Genomic DNA, 21,986 nt, shown 5'->3' on the forward strand with positions numbered 1-21,986 from the left:
ATTACTATTTATAGTAATTGCAACTCAATCATAGCCTAGTCAATATCAATTACCACCCAGTCAAACAGGTTCTCACTGGGCAGGCAGTCTTTTATATTTTGGCCTTCAGCATATTTTGCAAGTGATTCCGGACCGAACTTTATAGTCATATTATAAATGTCTTGCCCGTTAGCTCCTATCCATGCCTTTGTTTCGATCTTTTTTAATGTGCCAATATTTCTGGTGGACAGTTGATATTCGTTGTATGGCATTTGAACACCATCGCACCAAAACCCATTTAGCCTTTGATCTGTTGAATTTCCAAAGGTGCGGCTCAAATGATATTCCAGGTATAAACAAAAGTCCTCATTAAACGACCCTCTGTCAGAATTATTAGATATATCTGTCATGAAATAAAATGGTTATCAAAAGGCCCTCTCCATCAAGGAAAGGGCTTTTACTATTTTACATCTTCAAACCAATCTCTCTCAATCGCTCATCCAAATATTCGCCGGCGGTAATATCGGTATATAGCTTAGGGTGTTGCTCATCAATACATGAATCCAGGCTTGTTAAATCCATTCCCGATTTTGGGTGCAGGAAAAACGGTACCGAAAAACGGGAATATTTCATCAGCTCGCGCGGTGGGTTCACCACCCGGTGCGTGGTTGATTTCAATTTGTTATTGGTTAAGCGTTGCAGCATATCGCCAACGTTTACTACCAAATCTTCACCATGTGCCTTTACCGGAAACCATGCGCCTTCGCGGGTAAGCAGCTCCAAACCATCGGCACTGGCGCCAATAAGCAGGGTAATGAGGTTGATATCCTCATGCGCACCGGCACGTACCGCGTCATCAGGTACCGAATCTGGATCGGTTATCGGGAAGTAATGCAACGTACGCAGGATAGAGTTTCCGTTGTGTACCTTATCGTCAAAATAATTTTCGGGCAGGTTTAAATAAATCGAGATGGCCTGTAACAGGTGTTTGCCCGCGGTTTCCAGCTTTTTATAAACCTCCAGCGTGGTAGTGTTAAATGATGGCAATTCATCAACCGCCACGTTATCGGGGTAAATATCTTTAATCGGATCGCCATCGGTAACGGTTTGGCCTATTTGCCAAAACTCCTTCAAATCGGGTGTTTTAAAGCCTTTCGCGGTTTCTTTCCCTTTACCGGTATAGCCACGCTGACCAGCCAGGCCAGGGATCTCATATTTTTGCTTTACAGCATCTGGCAAAGCAAACAGGGCTTTAACCTGCTCATAAAGCTCATCTATCAATTGTTTGCTTAAGCCATGATTGGTTATGGTAACGAAACCGGTTTCATTAAATGCTCTACCAATATCGTCAGAAAACTGCTTACGATCGGCAGTACTGCCGTTTATGTAATTATCAAGATCAAGACGTGGAATATTTACTGTGCTCATAAGTGTAGCTTTATAATAAAAAGTAAAATTATTTAAATTTTAAGATAGCAGGCACAAAGTATAAATAAAAAATTGTTTAGCCCCTGTAAACCAAGCATAAACAATATTGGCCCTTTAAAACAATTTTTGAGTTAAACGTTTTATACTTTGTCTCGTCATACACTTAGTATCGACTATATAATCCTAAAGAAAAATGAAATATATAAATAAAATATGCGGCTTAGGTTTAATAGCATTTTTAATAATGCTTGCCGCGCCCAATAAAAGTAAGGCCCAGGATGGGGGCTATGTATCTGACCAGGAGTTTTATGATAACCTCGCACCTTATGGCACCTGGGTTGATGACCCTCAGTATGGTAATGTTTGGGTACCAGATGTTGAAGATGGCTTTAGGCCCTATGCATCGCGCGGGCACTGGGTAGTTACCGATTATGGCAATACCTGGGTGTCAGATTATCCATGGGGATGGGCTACTTTTCACTATGGCCGCTGGCGCTATGATGATTATTACGGATGGGAATGGATACCGGGACATGAATGGGCACCAGCCTGGGTTAGCTGGCGCAGGGGTGGTGGCTACTACGGTTGGGCACCATTAACACCGGGTATAAGCATTAGCCTATCATTTGGTAACAGCTATAGGGTGCCCGATTCTTATTGGGTATGCGCGCCACAGGCTTATATTAACAGTCCTAATGTTTATAACTACTATGCACCGCATACCAGGGTAGTGAATATTATAAACCAAACAACTGTTATCAACAATACTTATGTTTATAACAACCGTACCTATGTAACCGGTCCGCGGGTTGCCGAAATCAGGAATGTTACGCACAATAATAATGTGCCGGTTTATAGAATTGGCAACGATAGCAGGCCCAACGGTGGCGGCAGAATTGTAAATAATACTGTAAATATTTATCGCCCGGAGATCAGAAAATCGCAGGATGCAAGGCCTGCGAGGGTTATAAACGCGGCCGAATACCGGAATGCTAACCCCAACCAGGGTATAGCTAACCGTGCAGGCGGACAAGCAACTGTAAACCGTAATAACGCCACTCGATTAGCAGAGGTAGCTAAAAGCAACGATGCTAAATTTGTAAAGGTTAATAATAACAGGCCAGTACAAACGCCGGCACAACAGCAAAATCGTCAGGGACAACCAAACGCAAGAGCTGGGGGCCAACCCGGACAACCAAATGCCAGGCCAGATAACCAACCAACAACTGAGCAAGCTAAACAACAGCGCGATCAGCAACAAAATCAAGCCAGGCAACAGCGTGATCAGCAGCAAAACCAAGCCGTTCAGCAGCGTCAGCAACAGGTTAAGCAACAGCAGGATCAGCAGCAAAACCAGCCTGTTCAACGTCAGCAACAGGCCAAACAGCAACAGGACGCCCAAAGGCAGGAACAGGTTAAGCAACAGCAGGATCAGCAGCAAAACCAGGCCGTTCAGCGTCAGCAACAGGTAAAACAGCAGCAGGATGCCCAAAGGCAGCAGCAGCAGGTTAAGCAACAGCGGGATCAGCAACAAAACCAGGCCATTCAGGAACGTCAGCAACAGGCTAAGCAACAGCAGGATGCCCAAAGGCAGCAGCAGGTTAAGCAACAGCAAGATCAGCAGCAAAACCAGGCCGTTCAACGTCAGCAACAAGCTAAACAACAACAGGATGCCCAAAGGCAACAGGTTAATCAGCAACGCCAACAACAGCTTGATGCTCAAAGGCAGCAACAGCAGGCGCAGCAGCAACAGGCTAATCAGCAAAGACAGCAACAGCAGGATGCGCAAAGACAACAGCAGCAAGCTCAACAAAGACAGCAACAGCAGGCTCAGCAGCAACAGGCTAATCAACAACGCCAGCAACAGCAGGATGCGCAAAGACAACAGCAGCAAGCTCAACAAAGGCAGCAACAACAAGCCCAGCAGCAGCAGGCTAATCAACAACGCCAACAACAGCAGGCTCAGCAACGCCAACAACAGCAGGCCCAGCAGCAGGCCCAGCAGCAGCAGGCTCAACGCCAACAACAGGCCGCTCAACAACAACAAGCCCAGAGGCAACAACAGGCTCAGCAAAAACAACAACAGGAGCAACAGCAACGTGAGCGCAGACCAGCCAATTAAGGCTCAGTTTTAAATTATAATCAATAGCACATATAAACCCGGATTTATTGGTTTATATGTGCTATTTTTATTGTTGCTTTATACCAGCTTAATAATTATGAGATACTTGAATCCTGCGCGCGGCCTTACGCTTTGTGTACTTTTAACTATGTTTCTTTATCCATTAAAGGGTAAAGCCCAGGCTGTAAAAACATCAGGCCAGATCAATTTTATTGAAAACTCCTGGGGCGAAGCTTTAAAACAGGCTGCTGCTAAAAACAAATATATTTTTGTTGACGCTTACGCCACCTGGTGCGGTCCGTGTAAAATGTTGAAGGCAACCACCTTTAAAAACAATAAAGTAGCCGAGTTTTACAACAACAATTTTGTAAATGTGGCTATTGATATGGAAAAAGGCGATGGTCCGCAGCTGGCAGCCCAGTGGGGCCTGCAGGCTTATCCTACCATGATTATTTTTAATTCAAAGGGAAAAGCCGTTTACGGAACCGTTGGCTTTATCAGGCCGGATGATCTGATAAAATTTGGGGTTAAGGCCCTAAACAAATAAAAACGGCACAAAAAAACCGGGAAGCTATGCCGCCCGGTTTAAAAAAAATTAAAAATTGAAAGTTCGTTACTTCACGATAAAGGTACCCGATAATAAGGCCAAAACCTGTGTCATACTTAATGGCTCATCAAATGCAGCCGTAGCAACAGCAACGGATGTTGATCCTCCGCTGGCGTTTTTTAAAGTAGTGACATCTACACCTCCCTGGCTCACATTTTGTTCACCATCATAATTACCATCAACCAATGATACACCGGTATCATTTCCTTTTGATGCAGTGCTGGTGATCCATGGCGTAACGCCCAATAAGGAACGAATTGCAGACGCGTGGCGGGCCTCAACAGCATGAATTGATAAAGCTGCTGTTAAAATATCTTTATTACCCAGCAAATTAGGTGCCTGACCTTTGTATGCGCGCACCCCGGTATCTTCAAATGCAAGAGCTACTTTCAGGAAAATACTGGTGTAATTACCTGCGGTAAAAACTCCTTTAAACGGACCATTACCGGTACCGCCGCCAGCTGTAAAGTCAAACGTTGGCTTAGCCACGGGTGTACCGCCCGAAGCAGTAATAGCCGAGCTTAAAAATGTGACATGCTTGTTTTCATCATCCTGTATATCTGCTATATAAGCTGTGTCAGAAGCAGGGATTAAGCCTGACGCTGCCACGCCGGCGTTATAAAACGATGATTCAAGGTATTCCAGGGTAAGCGCGTAATTCAATACCTCAACCACCGATGGTGCCATAGTATCAGCATACGCCCTTTTTATCATAGTACCTAAAGCAAAGGGCATGGCAGCCAGGGCCACTTTTGAACCAAAGCTGGTTATGTTTTTGATCGCGGCCCTGCGTGGGTTCAACCTATCGTTGAATTCCGGATCAATTTTTTCTATTTCCTCTATTATGTTAAATAAATTCATGGCGTTGGGGTTAAGCTGCTACGTAACTGTAATTTGATGCACTCACTTTTGTTTTAAGGTATGTATTGGCAATGGCCAATACCTGGGCAATGGTTGCTGATTTGTTTAAGCCATTACCATCCACCTGATCGGTAGCTGCAAATGAGCCCCTGGTTATCAGGTTGCTTATTAAAGCGGCATGCCTTGCCTCAACAGATACAATTTTACCGGCCAACGTGAGGTAAGCCGCATCTTTAATAAGATACCCAGCGCCGTCGTAAGCTGTAACGCCCGTATCTTCAAATGCTTTGGCTGCACCAAGAACTTTAGCACGGTTAGTAAAATCAATGCTGCTAAAATCAACAGTTAAACCAGGAATAGCGTTACCGCCTAATGCAGCTTTAAAAAACTCGCGGTGCAAAATTTCGTGATCGCGGATGCTGGTTAATAACTCCTTTTCGTTTGATGAAATTCCGGAGTAAGGCGTTAATATCACCTGGGTATAAAACGCGGCCTCCAGCTGCTCTAATGCGTAAGCATAATTAAGAATGGCCAAATCGCCGGTTGCACCGATATCAATACCTTTGGAGGTAATTATTTTGTGATCTTTGTGGCATGCCGCGGTAGCCAAAAGACCTGCCGATGCAACCCCCACACCTGCATAGCGCAAAAACGACCTGCGGGCCATATTTGCACCAGATATGCTTTCTTGTGATTCTGTTTTCATAGAAGTAGTGTTTTAATGATTCGATTAGTTTCGTTTATAAATGGACATACGCTTATAAAAACTCATCGGTTTGTAAAATGTTGACAATTAGTTTACTCTGAAATAGAGTAATTTTCTATTTGGTTAAATTTTGCCATCATTTAACAGGAAAAGAAAGATTTCAAAAGCCCGGAAGGAGGGAGGCACAGCAAAAAAAAGCGACCAGAAATTTAATAAATAAAAAAAGGTCGGAAGACTCTCGCAGTATTCCGACCCTACATCTACCTATGAAAAACAACCCTTTGAGAAGGGTATTGATACATATTCAAACGCAATGCCAATTATTAAATATAAGTTAAAACGCGCCAAAAGGCCTTTTCCAATATTTTCCCCAATTTATTTGTGGAAACTCTTCCCCGGCCAATGGGGATAAAATACACAATAGACTGGTTTATAGCCCCATATCCGCAATTAAAACATATACAAATCGCGGTTTAAAGTTTTGTTAACATAAATAAACATTCCAGAAACCATACACTACAAATATTGTTACTGATTATATGGATCACAATGTTTATTTATTGGCAACCGACCCTAAAAACGCTTGCCGGGATATCATTCATTCGCGAGATACCCCTTTAAAGGTTAGGGTATTTTGCCTTGATGAAGAAAGGTATAGCCCGAATGCTAACGAGATCCAGCTATATGGGTATGCCAATAGCAAACTATACGCCTTTGAAACCATAAATATTGCGGCCGATGATGCACTTGACCTGGTAGATGCTATACAATGGTATGCCGATTATATTGATGATCCCGAAATGGAAATCCTCCCCGAAGACCCTCGCATGGGCAAAAATATAGCGATGTGATAATCGGCTTGCGGGTAAGGTATTGCTGTAGCGTTTTAATTTCGGTAATCTTGATAGGGGGACTAAACACAATGTTTTGAAACCATTTTGCTAAGAGCCTCGCTTTAAATGCTCTTTCCAAACCATTACAATCATGTATTTACAAGATCCCGAATGCTTTTTACCGGTTGCTCGTTTATTCGCCATTCCCTTAATTTGTTATATAGTACACATTTAACACTATAGTCGGGCGATCCATCAATCTGGAAGGAACTGCTGCCGTCAGAAAGGGCGATATCATGCGTACGCCGGTAGGTTTTCAGGCTAAATGCAAAATTCTTAACTATTTTAATAACAATCTTTGAATCGCCTCTTATTTCAAGAATCTTAACTCCCATGTTGGGTTCAAAGTTGATAATTGTGTTATTAGCCGGTGAAGAAAATTTTACTGGTATTTGCCCGATAAATGTGCCGTTTGTAGTATGGCGGCCATCTTTTTCGCCGGCGGCTATACCGCCTGATACTATCCCTACCACAACCATAGCATCAAAGCCCAACAGCGCTATTGCCGCATCATTTTCATCTTTAGAAGAGCGGTATTCCACAAAAAATTTCCGGTCTCCTTTTTTAATAAATACCACCTGGAGGCTCCGTTGGTTTGACCCCAAACTTTGAATTTCAAATTCGGCCTCGTTTTCATTTTCAAGATCGAACTCAATACTGTTTGCCCATCCAAGAATCGCCCTTGTTCCGCCGCAAAAACCGGGGCCTCTGTTGCCCTCCTCGGGCGTAGATGCCGTTTTGGGTGTAAAATAGGCATAGGCGCCTCCATAGGTTTCCGCGCTCATTATACAATAAGGATATCCATATACACCACCTGGATACCCCGTTGTTTCTAACCCGAAAGAATGAGTAAAAAGTTTGTTGATATTGCCTATAATATGCCCTACTTCATGACAGGTGTGGTTGTGGTTAGTCCCAATAGCGAAAGTAGAATCCGGGCCGCTATTATCTCCATTCACAACATATTTAGATGTATCTACCCCCATAATAGCAATAAAACCATCATAGCTATCAAGCGATTCACCTTGACTGCTTGCTGTATCTTTCGCGATACCTATTGCCGTATTACGATTAATGGTATTGACGAGATTGCCATTTTTATCTTTATCCAGCACGGTTGCAGGGTCTTTTGGTACGAAGGTCCAGTCAAGAACTTTTCCTTCTATTTTAAGTCTGCCAAAACTTTCCTTATACCAAAAACGGGCTATTCCATTCGGGTTTTCCCAATTCAAAAAGAAGTTCTCATAAAAGCTTTTACTTTTTTTTGTAAAAGGAGGTTCTGCAGTGTTAAGCGGCCCCCAGCTAAAAAGTACAACGCATAACCTTAATTTCTTTTCGTCTTCCGAACAATTACTGCGGATAAAGCTTGAAATAGAAAATGGAACATTCAAACCGCACTTAGCGGCAACATCTATCACGCTGATGTTAGCCCCGTTAAATCTTCCTGTATCCCGTAAACTTAGCATCTTGCTTATTTAAACGTCAATAAATCTGCCTATTGTAACACAACTAAAATCGGGATCAACCCCTTACCTTCTTTTAATGAAGCAAGCGCTTTTCCTATTACCGCGCCAAAGGCCTGGAAGGGATCAATCGCCTTCATGGCATAACCGGGAATGTTTGAAGAGGTAAGCATATCACCCGTTTCAATTGGGGAAATATCTGCATCAACTTTACAATACACCTTTCCCATCATGGCAACGGGTTTCCTATTTTCATTATCGCTTTTTTTATCGAGAATGATAGCAGGCTTGTAACTCCCTGCTCCTGAAATAACACCGACTACTTTTTTATCATAAGCTTTCGAACTCCGTATTAAAGCGCCAGACTCTGTCAGAACCATCACTTCGCCCGGTTGGGTTTCTTCAATCACATCAAAATCTTCAGCAAAATCTGCATTCACCAGTGTTATATCTCCGGTCACCTCTACGTTTCCTTCAAATCGCCCGGCAAGTCGGCCACCTTTGCCAAATACGCCAATTCCGAGTTTGCTTACACCATGCACACCTGCACCTTCATCGCTTAAGCCAAGTACGCCGTCACCTTTAACGCCCCAGCCTTCTACAGCAGATGCCAGTCCAGATGATGCCCTAATACCCGCGATTTTATCGCTATGCGCCCGAACACCATAATTTTCAACGCTCTTGCCCTCAACCCCTCTTCCAAGGGTCGACTCGCCTAAAACCCCTGGCTGTTTGCTGGTAGGTTTGCTTATTCCATGCACGCCTGCACCTTCATCACTTAAACCAATCACTCCGTCACCTTTCACTCCCCAGCCTTCAACAGCAGGCGCTAATGCAGATGATGCCCTGATACCGGCAATTTTATCGCTGTGAGCCCGAACACCATAATTCTCTACACTCCTGCCTTCAACCCCTCTTCCAAGAGTCGACTCGCCCAAAACACCTGGCTGTTTGCTGGTAGGCTTGCTTAGCCCATGCACGCCTGCGCCTTCATCGCTTAAGCCAAGCACTCCATCACCTTTCGCTCCCCAGCCTTCAACAGCTGGCGCCAATGCAGATGATGCCCTGATACCAGCAATTTTATCACTGTGGGCCCGAACACCATAATTTTCTACGCTCATTCCCTGAACGCCTCTTCCAAGGGTAGATTCGCCCAAGACTCCCGGGCCGGCATTTTTACTCAGGCCGTGAACACCCGCCCCCGTTCCACTGGGAACTGCATTTGTTCCTAATACACCCTCATTAGTTAAAGTGTTTGCATCGCCTTGAACTGGTACCATAAGCTTAATTTTTTGAAAAATGGTTTAAATGAGAAGCTAGTTACCAAATGACTTTACATCAACTCAAACGATTAAAAGTAAATATCAGATCATCAGTAACAATAAGCAGCATAAATTTATAAAGAGACTCTCTCTTCTGTTAGTACGAAAACGACAAGTTTGCCCCTAAAGCAAAAAATGGTTAGTAATAGCCATTTTTTGCAAGTAAAATGCTCGGTAGTTTTAATAAAAATTAAGATACATGGTTAAACTCACCAGTCTTAAACCCCATCCGGCTCTCTTTCCCTTTGTCAATGAGTATCTGTTAGCGAAGTTTAATACAGGGCGTGAAATTTTAACCCATCCATGGCGCGCTTCGTGTCAATTCTGCCTCGTATTTTTTTTAAAAGATAAATCGTTAACCTTAAAGAATAACAAAACCGGATATTATGTAGCCGGTTCTCATCAAATAGGGGTGGTTGGTAATTCAACCCGGTTCAATGGGTTGATGACATTTAAAGGCGACTATTCGTGCTTTATGATCCAATTTCAACCAAATGGTTTCCATCGATTGTTTGGTCATCCTCCCGAATATTTTATTAACCAGATTATCTCTGCAGATGATTTGTTTGCCCACGGTACCGCAGCCCTAATCAATCATTTGCAAAATGTAGCCACTTTTAAAAATATGGCAGGGGCTACAGATACCTTTTTGATGAAGTACCTTACCAAAAAAAATCTGCAAATAAACGGATTAACCCGCGTCGCCGATATTTTATATAAATGCCCGGAGATAAAAACAATCGAAAAATTAGCATCTCAGGCGGGCATGGGGCTTCGTAACCTCGAACGTCAGTTCCTGGCACAAATTGGAATGTCGCCTAAACTATTTTGCCGCTTGATGCGATTTAACAAAGCCATGAATCTTAAACAGCGTAATCCACAAAAGCAATGGGGCGAAATTGCTTTTCAATGCGGCTACTATGACCAGGTACATTTTAACAAAGAATTTAGAGAATTTACCGACAGCAGTCCCACCGTTTTCTTCAATGAAACTCCGCCTACCGAAGTTTTAAAAACAGCGTTTGTGGTTTAAAGAATATACACAAAATGCATAAAAAGACTTTAAATAGAAAAAGCCTGATATTTCTATCAGGCTTTTGGTGGGAGTTACTGGGTTCGAACCAGTGACCCTCTGCTTGTAAGGCAGATGCTCTGAACCAGCTGAGCTAAACTCCCTTTTGTTTGTTATTTGTCTTTCAACAATAACGTTCCTTGTTTTGGGTCTGCAAATATAGAAGCTTTGATCTATTCTTCAAAAAATATTTTAAACTTTATATTAAACAGCTGTTTTTTAGGTTATTAAATTTTTAATAAGCCCTTGAAAGGTCATCATTAAGGGCTTAAATGGCCATATTTTCAGCGTGCGAGGGGGCTTGGAGAGTATTTACATTGCAGAATTCTCGATGTAATTTACTTACCATTACTTGCCCACCAACAAGTCAAGCTAAGCCAAAACACTAGATTGTTTGCACATAGTTTGCACAAACAGAGTAGCCATCATTTAGAAAAACATGGTTACTTACAAAGTATTATTAGATGAAAGACGAGCAAAGTCAGATGGATCCTATTCAATTATTATACGAATTACTTGCGACAGGAAAGTAAGCACTATCAATTCAGGCGTCAATATTCAAAAGGAATATTGGGATAACAAAAGCCAAGGAATTAAAAACACGCACCCAAACGTGCAATTATTAAACAAAAAGGTCACAGAGTTTTATCTAAAGGTTCAAAAAGCTGTACTCGAACTTGAAAATGAGGACGCTTTTAATTTCGAAAACTTAAAGGAAAGAATTAACGTCAATTACAAGCCGATTAAAGTTTTACCCGTATTGGCTTTTAAAGAATATTCTCAACAACTAGTGCAAACAATGTTTTCTATTAACAAAGCAGGCAATGCGATTATATATCAAACAGCAACAAACAAATTGATGTCATATGCTAATAACCCAAAGCTTAAGTTTACCGATATAAATTATAAGTTCCTGGAAGGATTTAAAAATGATTTAATAAAGTCTGGTTTAAAAGCCAACTCCATTAGCAATTATTTTAGAACCTTAAGAGCTATTTACAATAAGGCTATCAAAGAAAAGATTGTCGACAGGGCACATTATCCATTCTTAGATATCACAGTGAAGACTGAGAAAACCGCTAAACGTGCGATAAGTCTAGAGGAATTAATTAAGATCACCAAGCTTGACTTAAAGCAGCACTCACAAGAATGGAAAGCAAGAAGCTACTTTCTTTTGAGCTTTGCATTACGAGGAGCGTCCTTTACTGATATCGCTTACCTAAAACCAGAAAATATCAAGAAAGGGTATATCGTCTACAAAAGAAGAAAAACCGGAAAAGAACTTAAGGTGAAACTGCTGCCATATACCTTAGAGCTTATCAATCATTATAACAGTTGCAATTCAAAATATCTTCTGCCAATATTGCCCCCTACGATTATTGAAGATAGTTTACAAGCAAAAAAAGTTATATTCCAATGGATTAAAACGTCGAACAAATATCTTACTAGGATGGGTGGGAACTGTGATATTGAAGATGATGTTACGAGTTATGTAACCAGGCACACGTTCGCAACATTAGCAAAGAAAAAACTTGGCTACTCTAACGAGGTAATTGCAGAATGCTTAGGCCATGAATTCGGCAACAAGATAACCAATATCTACCTTGACACATTTGATCAATCCTTAATAGATGAGGTGAATGAAAAGGTTGTTAAACTAATAAGTTGATAACTTAAATCCTACTTCATTATCGGAGTAGGATTTTCTATTTTCGGCCCGTGATTGAAACCGATGAAGAGTTCGATCTATTAATCTTAAAAGATTATAGCGACGAGATCAATGCCTATTATAAACTTAACGCAATTAAAGGCGAAAGCTATGTCGAAAGCCGTACCTGTTATGTTGACATAAACGAAGCTGAAACACATTACTTCATTGATGCCTGGGAGCAACTAATGTCAAAGTTTAAAATTCCATCTGCCCATCATAACTACATTTTATATATAACCCAATCCTTTTACTCCAAACTCGAAGTTGACAACCAAAACATTTATGATTTAACCAATGCCGCTAATGCAATAGATTTCTTTATCGGATACATGAACGAAGCCGAGATCGCCAAATCTAAAGGAAAGCATAATACCATTGAAGAAGCCATAGACAAAAAGGTTCAACTACAGATCAAAAGCCCTCATTCTGGATTACCGATAACGCTTAACTACTATGGTGCAACCCGTTTTGCTATAGACCATCTTTATAAAGCCATCAAAGCAAATGATGTTATACTATTGGGTTTACTTAAAAAGCACAAAGCAATCCCCTCTTTAGATGTGCTTACTACCTTTAAGGAAAGCCTGCAATTCAAAATTGATAATCCCCATCACTTTTACTTGTTAGAAATAATAAGCTTGCTACAACGCTATTTTAACAGATATCTCGCAACTGAATTAAGCAGGAAACAACATCTATTCCTATTTGAACTCCTTTACCTATTCGACTTCCTCAAATATTCCGGCAAGGTGAATAATCATTACGGATCAGACTTTTCTTTAAAAAGTAACCTACCCGACAAGAAATTCACATCGACGAAACGGGTTAAAGACATCGATAAAGTAGCTTTCGTTAAAGCGTTGATCAAGAACTCAAATCGCACCACTCGGTACCACAAAACCAAATAATTCTATGAGGGGGAAATTATGTTGTCAATTCCTCCTTGATTGTTCCCTTATTCCCCTGGTTTCTTTGGGGCATGAAAGATCACACAATAAACACCGAAACTCAAGCAGTTATAGATGCTTACAATGCTTTACGAGTTAAACCTTGGGGCGAATCCACAATTGTAGAAGGATTTTACCACATTGGAGTAATCGAGGAATTGGAGAACTCTGTAGCTAATAAAAAACAGGCTATTGGTTATACATATTGGAAGCGCAATCTTGAGGACGCGTTCGATACAAACGTTATTTTTCCTATACCGCTAGCCCCCCTGTACAATAAGCACTCTAATGGCTCAAACATCTCACTTGAAAACCTATTAGGTCAGGTCATTTGTATCAACAGTCTCGATCATTATTTAAAAGATAATAAAAAGGTCTACGTGATTAATTGGCGGCTCCTCGACGAAATGGGGTTTCTTCCCTCCGATATTGAACTTGATTTTTTCTAACTCAAATCTAAAGCCTTGATGAATCCACATTAAAGACAAAATTTCCTACTACCCCTAGTATTAACTTATAAATGTCCCAGTACCAGATCATGAAAACAGTTATCAAATACATAAAAGAAGGTCAAAAGATGTTAGAGATCATACCTTTAATGCAAACCAATACTATTTACAATAAAGGTATTCCAGGCATCGGAGCAACTACATCAGAAATGAATGCACGACGTAATTCTATCATCGTTTTGCCATTCGTTCCTGTAATTGAAGGAAAGATACTTAACAAAGAAGGCAGGTTACGTATAGATTTAATAGGCGTTTACGACAACGTAAATATTGAGAAGATAACTACATATATAGAGTCCAGAGGAACCCAAACGAAGAAAATCCTTTGCACCCCTGAAAAATTCAACATGGTAATTCAGGCTATAAAAAACCAGGGCGAAGACCCATATGAAACTTATTTCCTATTGCTTGACGAATGTGAGTCAATGATTAAGGATGTTGACTACAGGCCTAAGATCAAACTTCCAATGAAAGATTTCTTCCTATTCAAAGGAAAGGCAATGGTATCAGCTACACCAATAACCCCAAGGGATTCAAGATTTGAAAGGCATGGGTTCACATATGTTAAAATCAGACCTCATAAACAATGGAAAAGTTACAGAAAGCCACTTGATTTAATCGGTACCAATAATGTAGCGTCGGTCTTAAGGAACTTTATAAAAGATAATCCAGAGGAAACAATCTGCATATTCACCAACTGCTCAAAAACGATAACCAAGACAATATCCGACCTTAAACTCGAGAGCGAAGCAATGGTGTTTTCGTCGCATCGGTTATATATCAAGCGTTTTAAGGTTACTGGAGTTAAGCACAGCTATACCTCTATTAAAGGCTGCAAAGGGGAGCTTGCCAAAGTGAACTTCTTTACTGGCAGATTCTTTTCAGCCGTTGATATGATCTTTCCTGATATCAAACCGGTTATCGTTATGGTTACCAATATCTATCACTCCACTCATTCAAAAATCGACCCCATGACAGACGCCATACAAATATCAGGCAGGTTTAGAGAGGGAATTAAGAAGATGGTTCATATCAGCAATTATAATCCCGACATCCCATTAAAGGCGCCTAAGGAAATGAAAGCGGAAATAGACGAACTGTTGTCTCTTTATAGACTTCTTGAGAATTATAAAAAGGCATCTCCAACTAATCCTTTTAAAGCACAACTTGTCGGTCAAATGTTAGAAGAAGCGCCCTTTATTAAATTCATGACAGATGGAAAGCTTGACACGTATTTGGCCGATAATATCCAGCACCAGCAGTTTGTTTCCTCCTACTACAGCAATCATTTAAAGTTAATAGCGGCATACGAAAGGACTAACTACTTCATTGTAAACGAAGATTTTGTCCGATTAAAAATAACCGACGAGGACATCATGCGAAAAGATGCTGTAGCGGGTGCCAAGCGCAGAGAAGAAGTCGCTATTATGCTTGACGAGTTTGTAACTAAAAATGGCCCCTTCAATCTTGATTTATCCTTCTACGAGGAACGAAACGAATTTTATCTTATGGACGAGGTTGTTTACAGTGCCTACTTTGATTTAGGTATGGCTTTTATGATAAATGCAAAGTTTAAACTCAAAGCTCTAAGGTTGGGACTTCTTAACAGGCATAAAGAGAAGGTAAAGGTATCCGAAGTAATTACCGAAGCTGTAGATATTTCCTTTCACACCAACCAAACTTTAACTAACAATGAATGCAAGGAACAACTACAAGGTATTTATGACACATATTCAAATACCCCAATGGTTGCGACCGGCACAGATATTAAACTATACTTCGAAACAACTGAAACACACAGCATTATTAGGGATGGAAACCAATTAAGAGGTTATCGCTTAGGCGAGTTTAAATATCCCAGATCAAACAAATTAACTTCTCCCAACGCTCATTTAAACACATTTTAAACAATAAACAATTTAATAATTATAATATGACAATTATCCACGCAACATCGTTACCAGAGTATAACACTTGGTCAAAATTCAACTCAGGCATAATGCACACAGTGCTCGTCCCTGAAGAAAAAAGGGCAGCCGAGAAGGTCAAGATTCAATATCACCTTAAATCAATTTCTGACGATTGGCAAACGAACTTTGGTAAAGGCCTTTATCTTATAAAAGAACTCGGCTATGTTACCAATGAAAAAGGGAAAACAATTTATTACGCGAATGCTAATTACAAAAGCCTCCCGACTGATCCATTTATTGATGAAGTCAAATTTAAGCTTTGCCTTAATCCGCTTTATTATTATAGCTCAATTGGTAGAAAGGATTTATCATATGAAAATCTCTTAGGGGCTACTATTGAAGTAAAAGGAGTATCCAAAAAGAGAACGATAACCACTAAAGCAGATTACACTACATTCATTTATAATTGGGAAATCGCTCAATTTCCTGACTCGGATGATAATTTACCGGGTAAGACTACTTCTAACAATGACGATTTCGACGATGAAGACCTACTTAATTTTTATGGCATGTAAGGACATTAAATGTTCTTTACTATAGCATGGTCGGAAATATGTCCCTACCAATCAACGACCAGGCTTATCAGCTTGGTCGTTTTCGTATTTTAAAATGTGCCTATCTTTATATACTTTTAAAAATAAGCTGAACCATAAATATCACAGATCAACATGCAGGACTTAACAGTATTTATATCATATTCATGGGATTCACAAGAACTCAAAGAGTGGGTTCGAAAGCTTGCGGATTATTTAATTGAAAAAGGCAGCATGGATGTCATTTTGGATCAGTACGATTTAAAAGTGGGAAAAGTAATGACCTACTTTATGGAGTCATCTATAGAGAGAGCAGACAAGGTTTTGCTAATTTTGACTCCCGGTTATAAAGCAAAAGCAGAATCCGGAAAGGCTGGTGTTAGTTACGAACATTCAATTATTACAACAGCGTTGTTTGATATTCAAAATGACAACACAAAGTTTATCCCTGTTTTACGAACCGGCAATAAATCCACAAGCAGTCCAGGTTATGTAAAAGCGTTGATTTATCATGATATGACATCTGATGATAAATTTGAATCAGATGCCTTTAATTTGGTAAAGGTGCTTTACGAAGAACCTGAAATATCGAAACCTGTAAAAGGTTCTAAGCCAGACTTAACACAGTCTTTTGATCCGGTGCTAGAACAGGCTAGAAATTTAGCTAATAGTATACAATTAGCAGAAAAGGTAAAAGCCTATGCTAATTCATATGACGCAGTAAATCAAATAGCAAATGAACTTAAAGAGTTATTTAAATGCATCAAGGATAAATCAATAGAATATAAAAGCCTTACAGAGCTATTTATTAAATCAGACTATAAAGACCACAGATGCATTTTAAACATTAATGATGTCGGCCTGAACATCTATTACAAATATTCCTTTGAGCGACCAATAGAACAGAATGAACTAATCGTTTCAGTTTGGGATAAGTATGTGTTAATGGACAGCTCAGAATATTATTTCCCAGGAGATGAACCGAAAGAAATTTGGTCAACGATATTTAAACCACGATTTACCACTGATTTACATGTTATATGGAGCAATAACAATGAGCAATTACTCACAAAAGCATTAAACGGCTATATATATTCAACACTATTTGAATTTGTGCGAAAGAAGCGCACATAGCTTCATCATTCATTAAATAAAACGCCTTGTCTTAATCAGCCAGGGCGTTTATTATTAGTTGTTTCAATTTCTTTTAGGGCTTCGCATTAAGCGAGCAAAAAAATAAAATCTTCCGCCGTGGACTTTATACTACTAAATATATCCCGTTCATAATACCAATCTAAAAGGTCAGTTAACTCGTATCTTGTTGCCTTATAATGAATCTTTTCTACCAAATAACCCTTAGCGATAAGCCCCTGAATCTGAGTGTAAACAGTTTTATAAGTCACCCCCAATTTATTTGAAATCCAGGTTATATCGTGCATTATAGTAGTAGGTGTTCCACTAGCAAACTGTCGCATTACTAGTAGCATTGCCTTCTCATATATCGAGAGGTCCAGTTGTAAAATTTGTGGAGGGACCTTTGTTGAAAGATCATTACCTACAAAATGATATTTATTACTGTTGTTGTAACGTTTGTCTTTAAACATGAAACCCGATTTTATTAATCGGTCAACTGAGCTTATAACGAATGATCTTGATGCCCCCATCCTTTGCCCGATAGTTTCGTAGGCTGGATAACAGCTATTATCCTGATGGTTCCTAAATGATTTAACGGCCACATAAGTCAATAAGTCGACGTATTTCAGACCTAATTTGTCCAAGCCTATTATATAAGGCTTGGACACATAAAAGCGGTTCAATTTTTAAATAAATGAGAGTAAAAACCTTCTTTAGCCTTTATCTGACAAATTCTTATTCAGAACAATTTCTGAATAACTTTGATAGAGGCCCTTATTATCGTTTGTTTCCCAATCAATTCGACCACATAGCTGGAAGTAGCGGTTTGGCTTTTTACCACCACCACACGCCAAACGGAGATATTTTTTTGATTCGAGACTCTCGAACATTTCAACCATTTTTTCACCCGAAATACCTACCTGGTTGATGAACATTTCAATACTCATTAATATGTCAACAGGGTTTTCGATACATGATAGTTTTAAAACAAGCAAGGCAGCTTTCTCTTCAAATGTAAGTTCAGTAGTTAAAATACTTACTGGAACCATGATTTTGGGAACGGGAACAGCGGTAAAACTGTAAGTAAATCCAAGTGAATCTTTTTGTTGTGAAACCAATCCGAGAAGTACTAAAGTCGATATACTACTTTTCACGAAGGATTCCCTTGCACCAATTCTTGATGCGATATCCTCATAAGTAAGAATGATGGTGGTATTGTTATCGGTTTCGATGAACGTCTTTAGAGTAAAATATGTTAAAATATCTGTGTAATTGATTACGAGTCCTTTCACACCGAACAATACCGGCATTGGAATATTTTTTAAATACATTATAAATTGTGTTGAGTTTTTTATTAGTTTCAGCTCGGTCGAGCTATTATCTGTAGAATTTTGATCTTTCGATTATAATATAAAGATAAGGAAATCTGCCCAAACTTCCTAAGCCAATTTCTAATAATATTGAATTTAAAACCCTGTAAATTAATCACTTAAAATCAAATTCACTTGGAATATCAAGTTGTCTTTTTAAGTGTTTATTCCTGACAAATTCTCTAACCATATCAGGAAGAGACGGGCCCGTTTATACCCAGCAATAGTCTATATGTTTGTGTGTTTATCAGGAAGATTATAACATTTTACTTTTTATATTACTGACTTTCAATTGCTTAATCCACTCGAACATTTCCTGTCAACTACTACTGATACAACTTACAACACATGTGACAGTTCTTTCATAAAAAACTGATTAATAGTGCATAATGAATTATTTTTTTATAAAAAAATGACGAGGCGGTAAATCACCATCTCCTGTAAACTTTTATAAATTAAAATTTTGTGTGTGTTGTCTGGTCGAGGAGTCTATCACATTAGCACCCCTCCGCTATGTTGATGTAAAATCGATTCGACAGCACTCTATCATTTATACATAGTGTACAGTAATTTAAAAATCACTTTACCAATGACAATCGTCCTACTGCCAAATCGATTTTATTCCATCGACCTACCAGCGAAGGGCCACATTTCAAGGCACTTTCTAAGGTAAAAATTCCACTTTACCACCCCATCATACAGTAATTCAACCCCATTTTAACCCATTTAACTCACTAAAATGAAAGCAACAACACAAACTACACCAACAAAAGAAGTGGCTTTAGAAGCCAAAAATCAAGCTGTAACAGCAAGTTATTTCGCCATCATCACTGATGTAAAAGACTTTATTAAACGGTATCCTACAGATTATTTAAGAACGCTGATAGAAATTGACTACAATTCCATCGGGCTTAGTACAAAACATGGTTTTTACAGTCCTTTAATCCATTTACAACTTGAAGAACACGAGGGGCAAAACTTCATCAGCTTTGCACGGAACTTTAATTTTAAACAGCAAATCGGTAATCATCTGGATAGTCTGCTAACGCGTTGTGTTTATAAACATACTGCGGAGGCATACACTTCAATATTTATCGAGGACGCTCTTAACGTGACTCTTTATAATGTCGATGATTTCCGACAAGCTATGCTACTCTTAGACAAAGGGTTTAAAGACTGCAAGAAAATCACAATCGAACAACTACAGAAGGGAGCCTAATACGGCTCCTTCTTCATTTAACAACAATTCATTTATGGAAACAACAGTATTAGAAATGCTTAACGCTGCGCCCGAAGAGGTGCAGCGTTTATTTCAACCCTATCATCCACCTTTTATTGACACCCATCATAAAAATATGGAGATCACCAAAGTGTTTGCAGGGATCATGAAAGATTTACGGTATACCCTTTCAAGAATGAGTAATGCAAAATACCGTACTTATATAATGACCAATTATGAAAAAGGTGATACCTATAAGGGCTGTGTTTTATTCGAATTTGTCAGTGTCCTTTGCAGCCTGACATTATCAGTGAAGGACTATATTTATTTTATCGAACTACAGACCGATACAGACATTCGGAAAGTTGTAGGTAAGCATAATTATAACCGAATGATTCGTTGCGCGTGGAGAGCTACAATGTACGAAACAACACAACACGACCTAGAGGATTCCATCACTGTTGACACCGATTTGTTAGATCATTACAATTATTGGAAAGCCCGTCTTTTAGAGGCTGACAATGATAATACTTTAATAATGGTCGAGGATGCTATAGTTGAATGACAAGCAAAAATGAGCTTCGAGTGGGCTCATTTTTGTTTAAATGGATTGTCGGGCATAAAGTCTTTAATTGAACAGTTAAATATAATAGATAACTTATATAAATGATTCAGATTATACTTCGTTGGTGAATTGGAACTTTCAGCCTGTCCGATAAAGCCATTTGACACATTTAATTTAACAGCAAGTTCAGATTGAGAAAGGTTTGCTTGCTCCCTCTTCTCTTTAACCTTATTAATCACAAAGGTTTCGATATCCGTTTTAAGCTGTTTTGACACAGCTACTAAAGAATAAAAAGATACGCGACTGTTTACTTAGTAATAACTAAGTGTTTTTCTTAATTTAGGCTCGTTTTAATAGTCCAGGCATCCAGTCAATGCTTTTAAATTAATTAACCATAAGGACTGATTATGGTGACTCAAACCTTATCAAATGAAATATTATCTATGCTTTATCTTCTTATCATTAAATTTTAGCCTTAAAGCACAAACGTTTAAGATAATCAAAGCGGAGCCTACGAAAGATGCTGAATGGATTTCTGATGTACAGCAAAGCCGATTACAAAAATATATTGGAATGACCGTGAAATTGATCGTTAATAAGAACTCAGCAACAATGACTATATCGGGAACTAAAAGAACATTCTATTTGAAAAAGAAGTCCGACGAAGTATATGCTTTACAGGAAAGCAATGATCATGAATCTTCAAGTTGGGAATTGGTTTTAAGCAGGAAATTGTCTTTTACTACTTCTATTTGGATTAAAAACAGATATGTTGCTTGGAAGACTTACACAGACATTGTAAATGACACTTCCTATGAATTGACGGCTGATCGATTTTAAAACTTCATTACTTGGATGAAAGAGCATAGTTTAGGGTATGCTCTTTTATAATATCTTGTTATATTTATCATTCTAAACTCAATCACATGGCAGAAGTAAAAGTTATTAATAAAATAGTCTATTATTCAATTAAAGAAGATCTTACTTACAAGGAGCATCAGAATTTCGAAGCCGCAAAAGAAGTACTAAACCTTAAGTACATTTTAAAGCAAGTCATTGGAAGCATTCCTTTCGAATTAACTAGCGGTTCATTCATCCAAAACTATGCTTCAACTATGCATTTGCTTGATTTGAATGGAATAGAAATCGAAGATATTGAGCAAAACGGATGGAGATTTAAGATAAACGGCTGTGGCGTTTCTGTTGGATATGCTTTTAACGTAATGTACATAGCATATACAGATACGTTTGGGAATGTTAAGGAGGAGAATTTCAGCATTTCAGTTGATGGCTTTATAAAAGCATATAAGCAATTTGAAAGACTCGATAAATATCAGGGTTATAAATTAGCTAAAGTTTCCATTGAAAATGAAGATCTTAGATTAGAAACACAGAGTCAAAAAGAACTAATAGCTACGCTATCGGCAGAGAATCGAAAATTAAAAGAACAGCTATCCGAATTGGCCTAATAACTCTGCCGCTATGGCTGGTTATTGGGATGAATTTAAACCGCGAAGAGTTGCAATATTAATGGAAAATTTCTTTAATCTTTACTTGATAACTAATAACAACTAA

General features: G+C 39.1%; 23 protein-coding genes, 1 tRNA gene and 1 pseudogene. 14 read left to right on the forward strand and 11 right to left on the reverse strand.

The annotated features are described in order from the left end of the window. Positions 1-35: 35 nt before the first annotated feature. Together AC1DYB_RS08815 and AC1DYB_RS08820 are read right to left on the reverse strand one after the other, a co-directional pair. The gene (locus tag AC1DYB_RS08815; protein WP_477434142.1) at positions 36-389 is read right to left on the reverse strand and encodes a hypothetical protein; all 354 of its coding nucleotides are present in this window, start codon (positions 387-389) and stop codon (positions 36-38) included. Positions 390-444: 55 nt separating this feature from the next. After that, complete coding sequence (locus AC1DYB_RS08820; protein WP_477434144.1) at positions 445-1,407, reverse strand: isopenicillin N synthase family dioxygenase; 963 nt, start codon at positions 1,405-1,407, stop codon at positions 445-447. A 193-nt stretch (positions 1,408-1,600) separates the two neighbouring features. On the opposite strand from AC1DYB_RS08820, the gene AC1DYB_RS08825 reads away from it, so the two are divergent. Together AC1DYB_RS08825 and AC1DYB_RS08830 are read left to right on the forward strand one after the other, a co-directional pair. Next, positions 1,601-3,529, forward strand: a complete 1,929-nt coding sequence (locus tag AC1DYB_RS08825; protein WP_477434146.1) for a DUF6600 domain-containing protein — start codon at positions 1,601-1,603, stop codon at positions 3,527-3,529. 97 nt (positions 3,530-3,626) lie between these two features. Further along, positions 3,627-4,076, forward strand: a complete 450-nt coding sequence (locus tag AC1DYB_RS08830) for a thioredoxin family protein (protein WP_477434148.1) — start codon at positions 3,627-3,629, stop codon at positions 4,074-4,076. A 66-nt stretch (positions 4,077-4,142) separates the two neighbouring features. Here the strand turns inward: AC1DYB_RS08830 and AC1DYB_RS08835 are convergent, their stop codons facing one another. Together AC1DYB_RS08835 and AC1DYB_RS08840 are read right to left on the reverse strand one after the other, a co-directional pair. Further along, complete coding sequence (locus AC1DYB_RS08835; protein ID WP_295720628.1) at positions 4,143-4,997, reverse strand: ferritin-like domain-containing protein; 855 nt, start codon at positions 4,995-4,997, stop codon at positions 4,143-4,145. A 10-nt stretch (positions 4,998-5,007) separates the two neighbouring features. Further along, on the reverse strand, positions 5,008-5,703 hold the full coding sequence (locus tag AC1DYB_RS08840) for a ferritin-like domain-containing protein (RefSeq protein WP_295720630.1): 696 nt from the start codon (positions 5,701-5,703) through the stop codon (positions 5,008-5,010). Between the two features lie 539 nt (positions 5,704-6,242). Between AC1DYB_RS08840 and AC1DYB_RS08845 the strand changes: the two genes are divergently transcribed. Beyond that, entirely contained in the window at positions 6,243-6,554 is a 312-nt protein-coding gene (locus AC1DYB_RS08845) for a hypothetical protein (RefSeq protein WP_477434150.1), read from the forward strand. A 131-nt stretch (positions 6,555-6,685) separates the two neighbouring features. On the opposite strand, the gene AC1DYB_RS08850 is transcribed toward AC1DYB_RS08845, so the two are convergent. Then, positions 6,686-8,062 carry a hypothetical protein gene (locus AC1DYB_RS08850; protein ID WP_477434152.1) on the reverse strand — a complete coding sequence of 459 codons (1,377 nt, stop codon included), beginning with the start codon at positions 8,060-8,062 and terminating at the stop codon, positions 6,686-6,688. 29 nt (positions 8,063-8,091) lie between these two features. After that, on the reverse strand, positions 8,092-9,339 hold the full coding sequence (locus AC1DYB_RS08855; protein WP_477434154.1) for a hypothetical protein: 1,248 nt from the start codon (positions 9,337-9,339) through the stop codon (positions 8,092-8,094). A gap of 241 nt (positions 9,340-9,580) precedes the next feature. On the opposite strand from AC1DYB_RS08855, the gene AC1DYB_RS08860 reads away from it, so the two are divergent. Next, positions 9,581-10,414 (forward strand): helix-turn-helix domain-containing protein, encoded by an 834-nt coding sequence (locus AC1DYB_RS08860; RefSeq protein ID WP_477434156.1) that lies wholly within the window; start codon positions 9,581-9,583, stop codon positions 10,412-10,414. A 65-nt stretch (positions 10,415-10,479) separates the two neighbouring features. Here AC1DYB_RS08860 and AC1DYB_RS08865 read toward each other — a convergent pair. Beyond that, positions 10,480-10,557: transfer RNA gene (locus AC1DYB_RS08865), tRNA-Val, on the reverse strand. A gap of 335 nt (positions 10,558-10,892) precedes the next feature. Here AC1DYB_RS08865 and AC1DYB_RS08870 point away from each other — a divergent pair. From AC1DYB_RS08870 to AC1DYB_RS08895, 6 genes are all read left to right on the forward strand, one after another. Continuing rightward, the gene (locus AC1DYB_RS08870) at positions 10,893-12,122 is read left to right on the forward strand and encodes a phage integrase SAM-like domain-containing protein (protein WP_477434158.1); all 1,230 of its coding nucleotides are present in this window, start codon (positions 10,893-10,895) and stop codon (positions 12,120-12,122) included. Between the two features lie 50 nt (positions 12,123-12,172). Beyond that, on the forward strand, positions 12,173-13,072 hold the full coding sequence (locus AC1DYB_RS08875; RefSeq protein ID WP_477434160.1) for a hypothetical protein: 900 nt from the start codon (positions 12,173-12,175) through the stop codon (positions 13,070-13,072). 71 nt (positions 13,073-13,143) lie between these two features. Further along, positions 13,144-13,560 (forward strand): hypothetical protein, encoded by a 417-nt coding sequence (locus tag AC1DYB_RS08880; RefSeq protein WP_477434162.1) that lies wholly within the window; start codon positions 13,144-13,146, stop codon positions 13,558-13,560. Between the two features lie 89 nt (positions 13,561-13,649). Then, complete coding sequence (locus tag AC1DYB_RS08885; protein WP_477434164.1) at positions 13,650-15,527, forward strand: hypothetical protein; 1,878 nt, start codon at positions 13,650-13,652, stop codon at positions 15,525-15,527. A gap of 26 nt (positions 15,528-15,553) precedes the next feature. Further along, positions 15,554-16,105 (forward strand): hypothetical protein, encoded by a 552-nt coding sequence (locus tag AC1DYB_RS08890; RefSeq protein WP_477434166.1) that lies wholly within the window; start codon positions 15,554-15,556, stop codon positions 16,103-16,105. A gap of 153 nt (positions 16,106-16,258) precedes the next feature. Beyond that, positions 16,259-17,257: a toll/interleukin-1 receptor domain-containing protein gene (locus tag AC1DYB_RS08895; RefSeq protein WP_477434168.1), complete on the forward strand. Its 999-nt coding sequence runs from the start codon at positions 16,259-16,261 to the stop codon at positions 17,255-17,257. A gap of 86 nt (positions 17,258-17,343) precedes the next feature. Here the strand turns inward: AC1DYB_RS08895 and AC1DYB_RS08900 are convergent, their stop codons facing one another. The 3 genes and pseudogenes from AC1DYB_RS08900 to AC1DYB_RS08910 all read right to left on the reverse strand — a co-directional run bounded on the left by AC1DYB_RS08900 (position 17,344) and on the right by AC1DYB_RS08910 (position 18,588). Next, the gene (locus AC1DYB_RS08900) at positions 17,344-17,727 is read right to left on the reverse strand and encodes a hypothetical protein (protein WP_477434224.1); all 384 of its coding nucleotides are present in this window, start codon (positions 17,725-17,727) and stop codon (positions 17,344-17,346) included. Between the two features lie 12 nt (positions 17,728-17,739). Next, positions 17,740-17,925, reverse strand: a pseudogene (locus AC1DYB_RS08905) (helix-turn-helix domain-containing protein); the annotation flags it as partial. Positions 17,926-17,970: 45 nt separating this feature from the next. Beyond that, the gene (locus AC1DYB_RS08910; protein WP_477434170.1) at positions 17,971-18,588 is read right to left on the reverse strand and encodes a hypothetical protein; all 618 of its coding nucleotides are present in this window, start codon (positions 18,586-18,588) and stop codon (positions 17,971-17,973) included. Positions 18,589-19,366: 778 nt separating this feature from the next. Here AC1DYB_RS08910 and AC1DYB_RS08915 point away from each other — a divergent pair. After that, complete coding sequence (locus AC1DYB_RS08915; protein WP_477434172.1) at positions 19,367-19,846, forward strand: hypothetical protein; 480 nt, start codon at positions 19,367-19,369, stop codon at positions 19,844-19,846. Positions 19,847-19,880: 34 nt separating this feature from the next. Further along, complete coding sequence (locus AC1DYB_RS08920; RefSeq protein ID WP_477434174.1) at positions 19,881-20,411, forward strand: hypothetical protein; 531 nt, start codon at positions 19,881-19,883, stop codon at positions 20,409-20,411. Positions 20,412-20,437: 26 nt separating this feature from the next. Here the strand turns inward: AC1DYB_RS08920 and AC1DYB_RS08925 are convergent, their stop codons facing one another. Continuing rightward, positions 20,438-20,686, reverse strand: a complete 249-nt coding sequence (locus tag AC1DYB_RS08925) for a helix-turn-helix domain-containing protein (RefSeq protein WP_477434176.1) — start codon at positions 20,684-20,686, stop codon at positions 20,438-20,440. 154 nt (positions 20,687-20,840) lie between these two features. Here AC1DYB_RS08925 and AC1DYB_RS08930 point away from each other — a divergent pair, with 154 nt between their 5' ends. Then, on the forward strand, positions 20,841-21,251 hold the full coding sequence (locus tag AC1DYB_RS08930) for a hypothetical protein (RefSeq protein ID WP_477434178.1): 411 nt from the start codon (positions 20,841-20,843) through the stop codon (positions 21,249-21,251). An 86-nt stretch (positions 21,252-21,337) separates the two neighbouring features. Next, positions 21,338-21,880 (forward strand): hypothetical protein, encoded by a 543-nt coding sequence (locus tag AC1DYB_RS08935; RefSeq protein ID WP_477434180.1) that lies wholly within the window; start codon positions 21,338-21,340, stop codon positions 21,878-21,880. Positions 21,881-21,986 lie beyond the last annotated feature (106 nt).

The sequence above is a fragment of the Mucilaginibacter sp. P2_A4 genome (assembly GCF_056405015.1).

Excerpts from the sequence above, each read along its gene's own strand:
- AC1DYB_RS08815 (WP_477434142.1), bottom strand. The coding sequence starts at position 389 with ATGACAGATATATCTAATAATTCTGACAGAGGGTCGTTTAATGAGGAC.
- AC1DYB_RS08820 (WP_477434144.1), bottom strand. The coding sequence starts at position 1,407 with ATGAGCACAGTAAATATTCCACGTCTTGATCTTGATAATTACATAAAC.
- AC1DYB_RS08825 (WP_477434146.1), top strand. The coding sequence starts at position 1,601 with ATGAAATATATAAATAAAATATGCGGCTTAGGTTTAATAGCATTTTTA.
- AC1DYB_RS08830 (WP_477434148.1), top strand. The coding sequence starts at position 3,627 with ATGAGATACTTGAATCCTGCGCGCGGCCTTACGCTTTGTGTACTTTTA.
- AC1DYB_RS08835 (WP_295720628.1), bottom strand. The coding sequence starts at position 4,997 with ATGAATTTATTTAACATAATAGAGGAAATAGAAAAAATTGATCCGGAA.
- AC1DYB_RS08840 (WP_295720630.1), bottom strand. The coding sequence starts at position 5,703 with ATGAAAACAGAATCACAAGAAAGCATATCTGGTGCAAATATGGCCCGC.
- AC1DYB_RS08845 (WP_477434150.1), top strand. The coding sequence starts at position 6,243 with ATGGATCACAATGTTTATTTATTGGCAACCGACCCTAAAAACGCTTGC.
- AC1DYB_RS08850 (WP_477434152.1), bottom strand. The coding sequence starts at position 8,062 with ATGCTAAGTTTACGGGATACAGGAAGATTTAACGGGGCTAACATCAGC.
- AC1DYB_RS08855 (WP_477434154.1), bottom strand. The coding sequence starts at position 9,339 with ATGGTACCAGTTCAAGGCGATGCAAACACTTTAACTAATGAGGGTGTA.
- AC1DYB_RS08860 (WP_477434156.1), top strand. The coding sequence starts at position 9,581 with ATGGTTAAACTCACCAGTCTTAAACCCCATCCGGCTCTCTTTCCCTTT.
- AC1DYB_RS08870 (WP_477434158.1), top strand. The coding sequence starts at position 10,893 with ATGGTTACTTACAAAGTATTATTAGATGAAAGACGAGCAAAGTCAGAT.
- AC1DYB_RS08880 (WP_477434162.1), top strand. The coding sequence starts at position 13,144 with ATGAAAGATCACACAATAAACACCGAAACTCAAGCAGTTATAGATGCT.
- AC1DYB_RS08885 (WP_477434164.1), top strand. The coding sequence starts at position 13,650 with ATGAAAACAGTTATCAAATACATAAAAGAAGGTCAAAAGATGTTAGAG.
- AC1DYB_RS08890 (WP_477434166.1), top strand. The coding sequence starts at position 15,554 with ATGACAATTATCCACGCAACATCGTTACCAGAGTATAACACTTGGTCA.
- AC1DYB_RS08895 (WP_477434168.1), top strand. The coding sequence starts at position 16,259 with ATGCAGGACTTAACAGTATTTATATCATATTCATGGGATTCACAAGAA.
- AC1DYB_RS08900 (WP_477434224.1), bottom strand. The coding sequence starts at position 17,727 with ATGTTTAAAGACAAACGTTACAACAACAGTAATAAATATCATTTTGTA.
- AC1DYB_RS08910 (WP_477434170.1), bottom strand. The coding sequence starts at position 18,588 with ATGTATTTAAAAAATATTCCAATGCCGGTATTGTTCGGTGTGAAAGGA.
- AC1DYB_RS08915 (WP_477434172.1), top strand. The coding sequence starts at position 19,367 with ATGAAAGCAACAACACAAACTACACCAACAAAAGAAGTGGCTTTAGAA.
- AC1DYB_RS08920 (WP_477434174.1), top strand. The coding sequence starts at position 19,881 with ATGGAAACAACAGTATTAGAAATGCTTAACGCTGCGCCCGAAGAGGTG.
- AC1DYB_RS08930 (WP_477434178.1), top strand. The coding sequence starts at position 20,841 with ATGAAATATTATCTATGCTTTATCTTCTTATCATTAAATTTTAGCCTT.
- AC1DYB_RS08935 (WP_477434180.1), top strand. The coding sequence starts at position 21,338 with ATGGCAGAAGTAAAAGTTATTAATAAAATAGTCTATTATTCAATTAAA.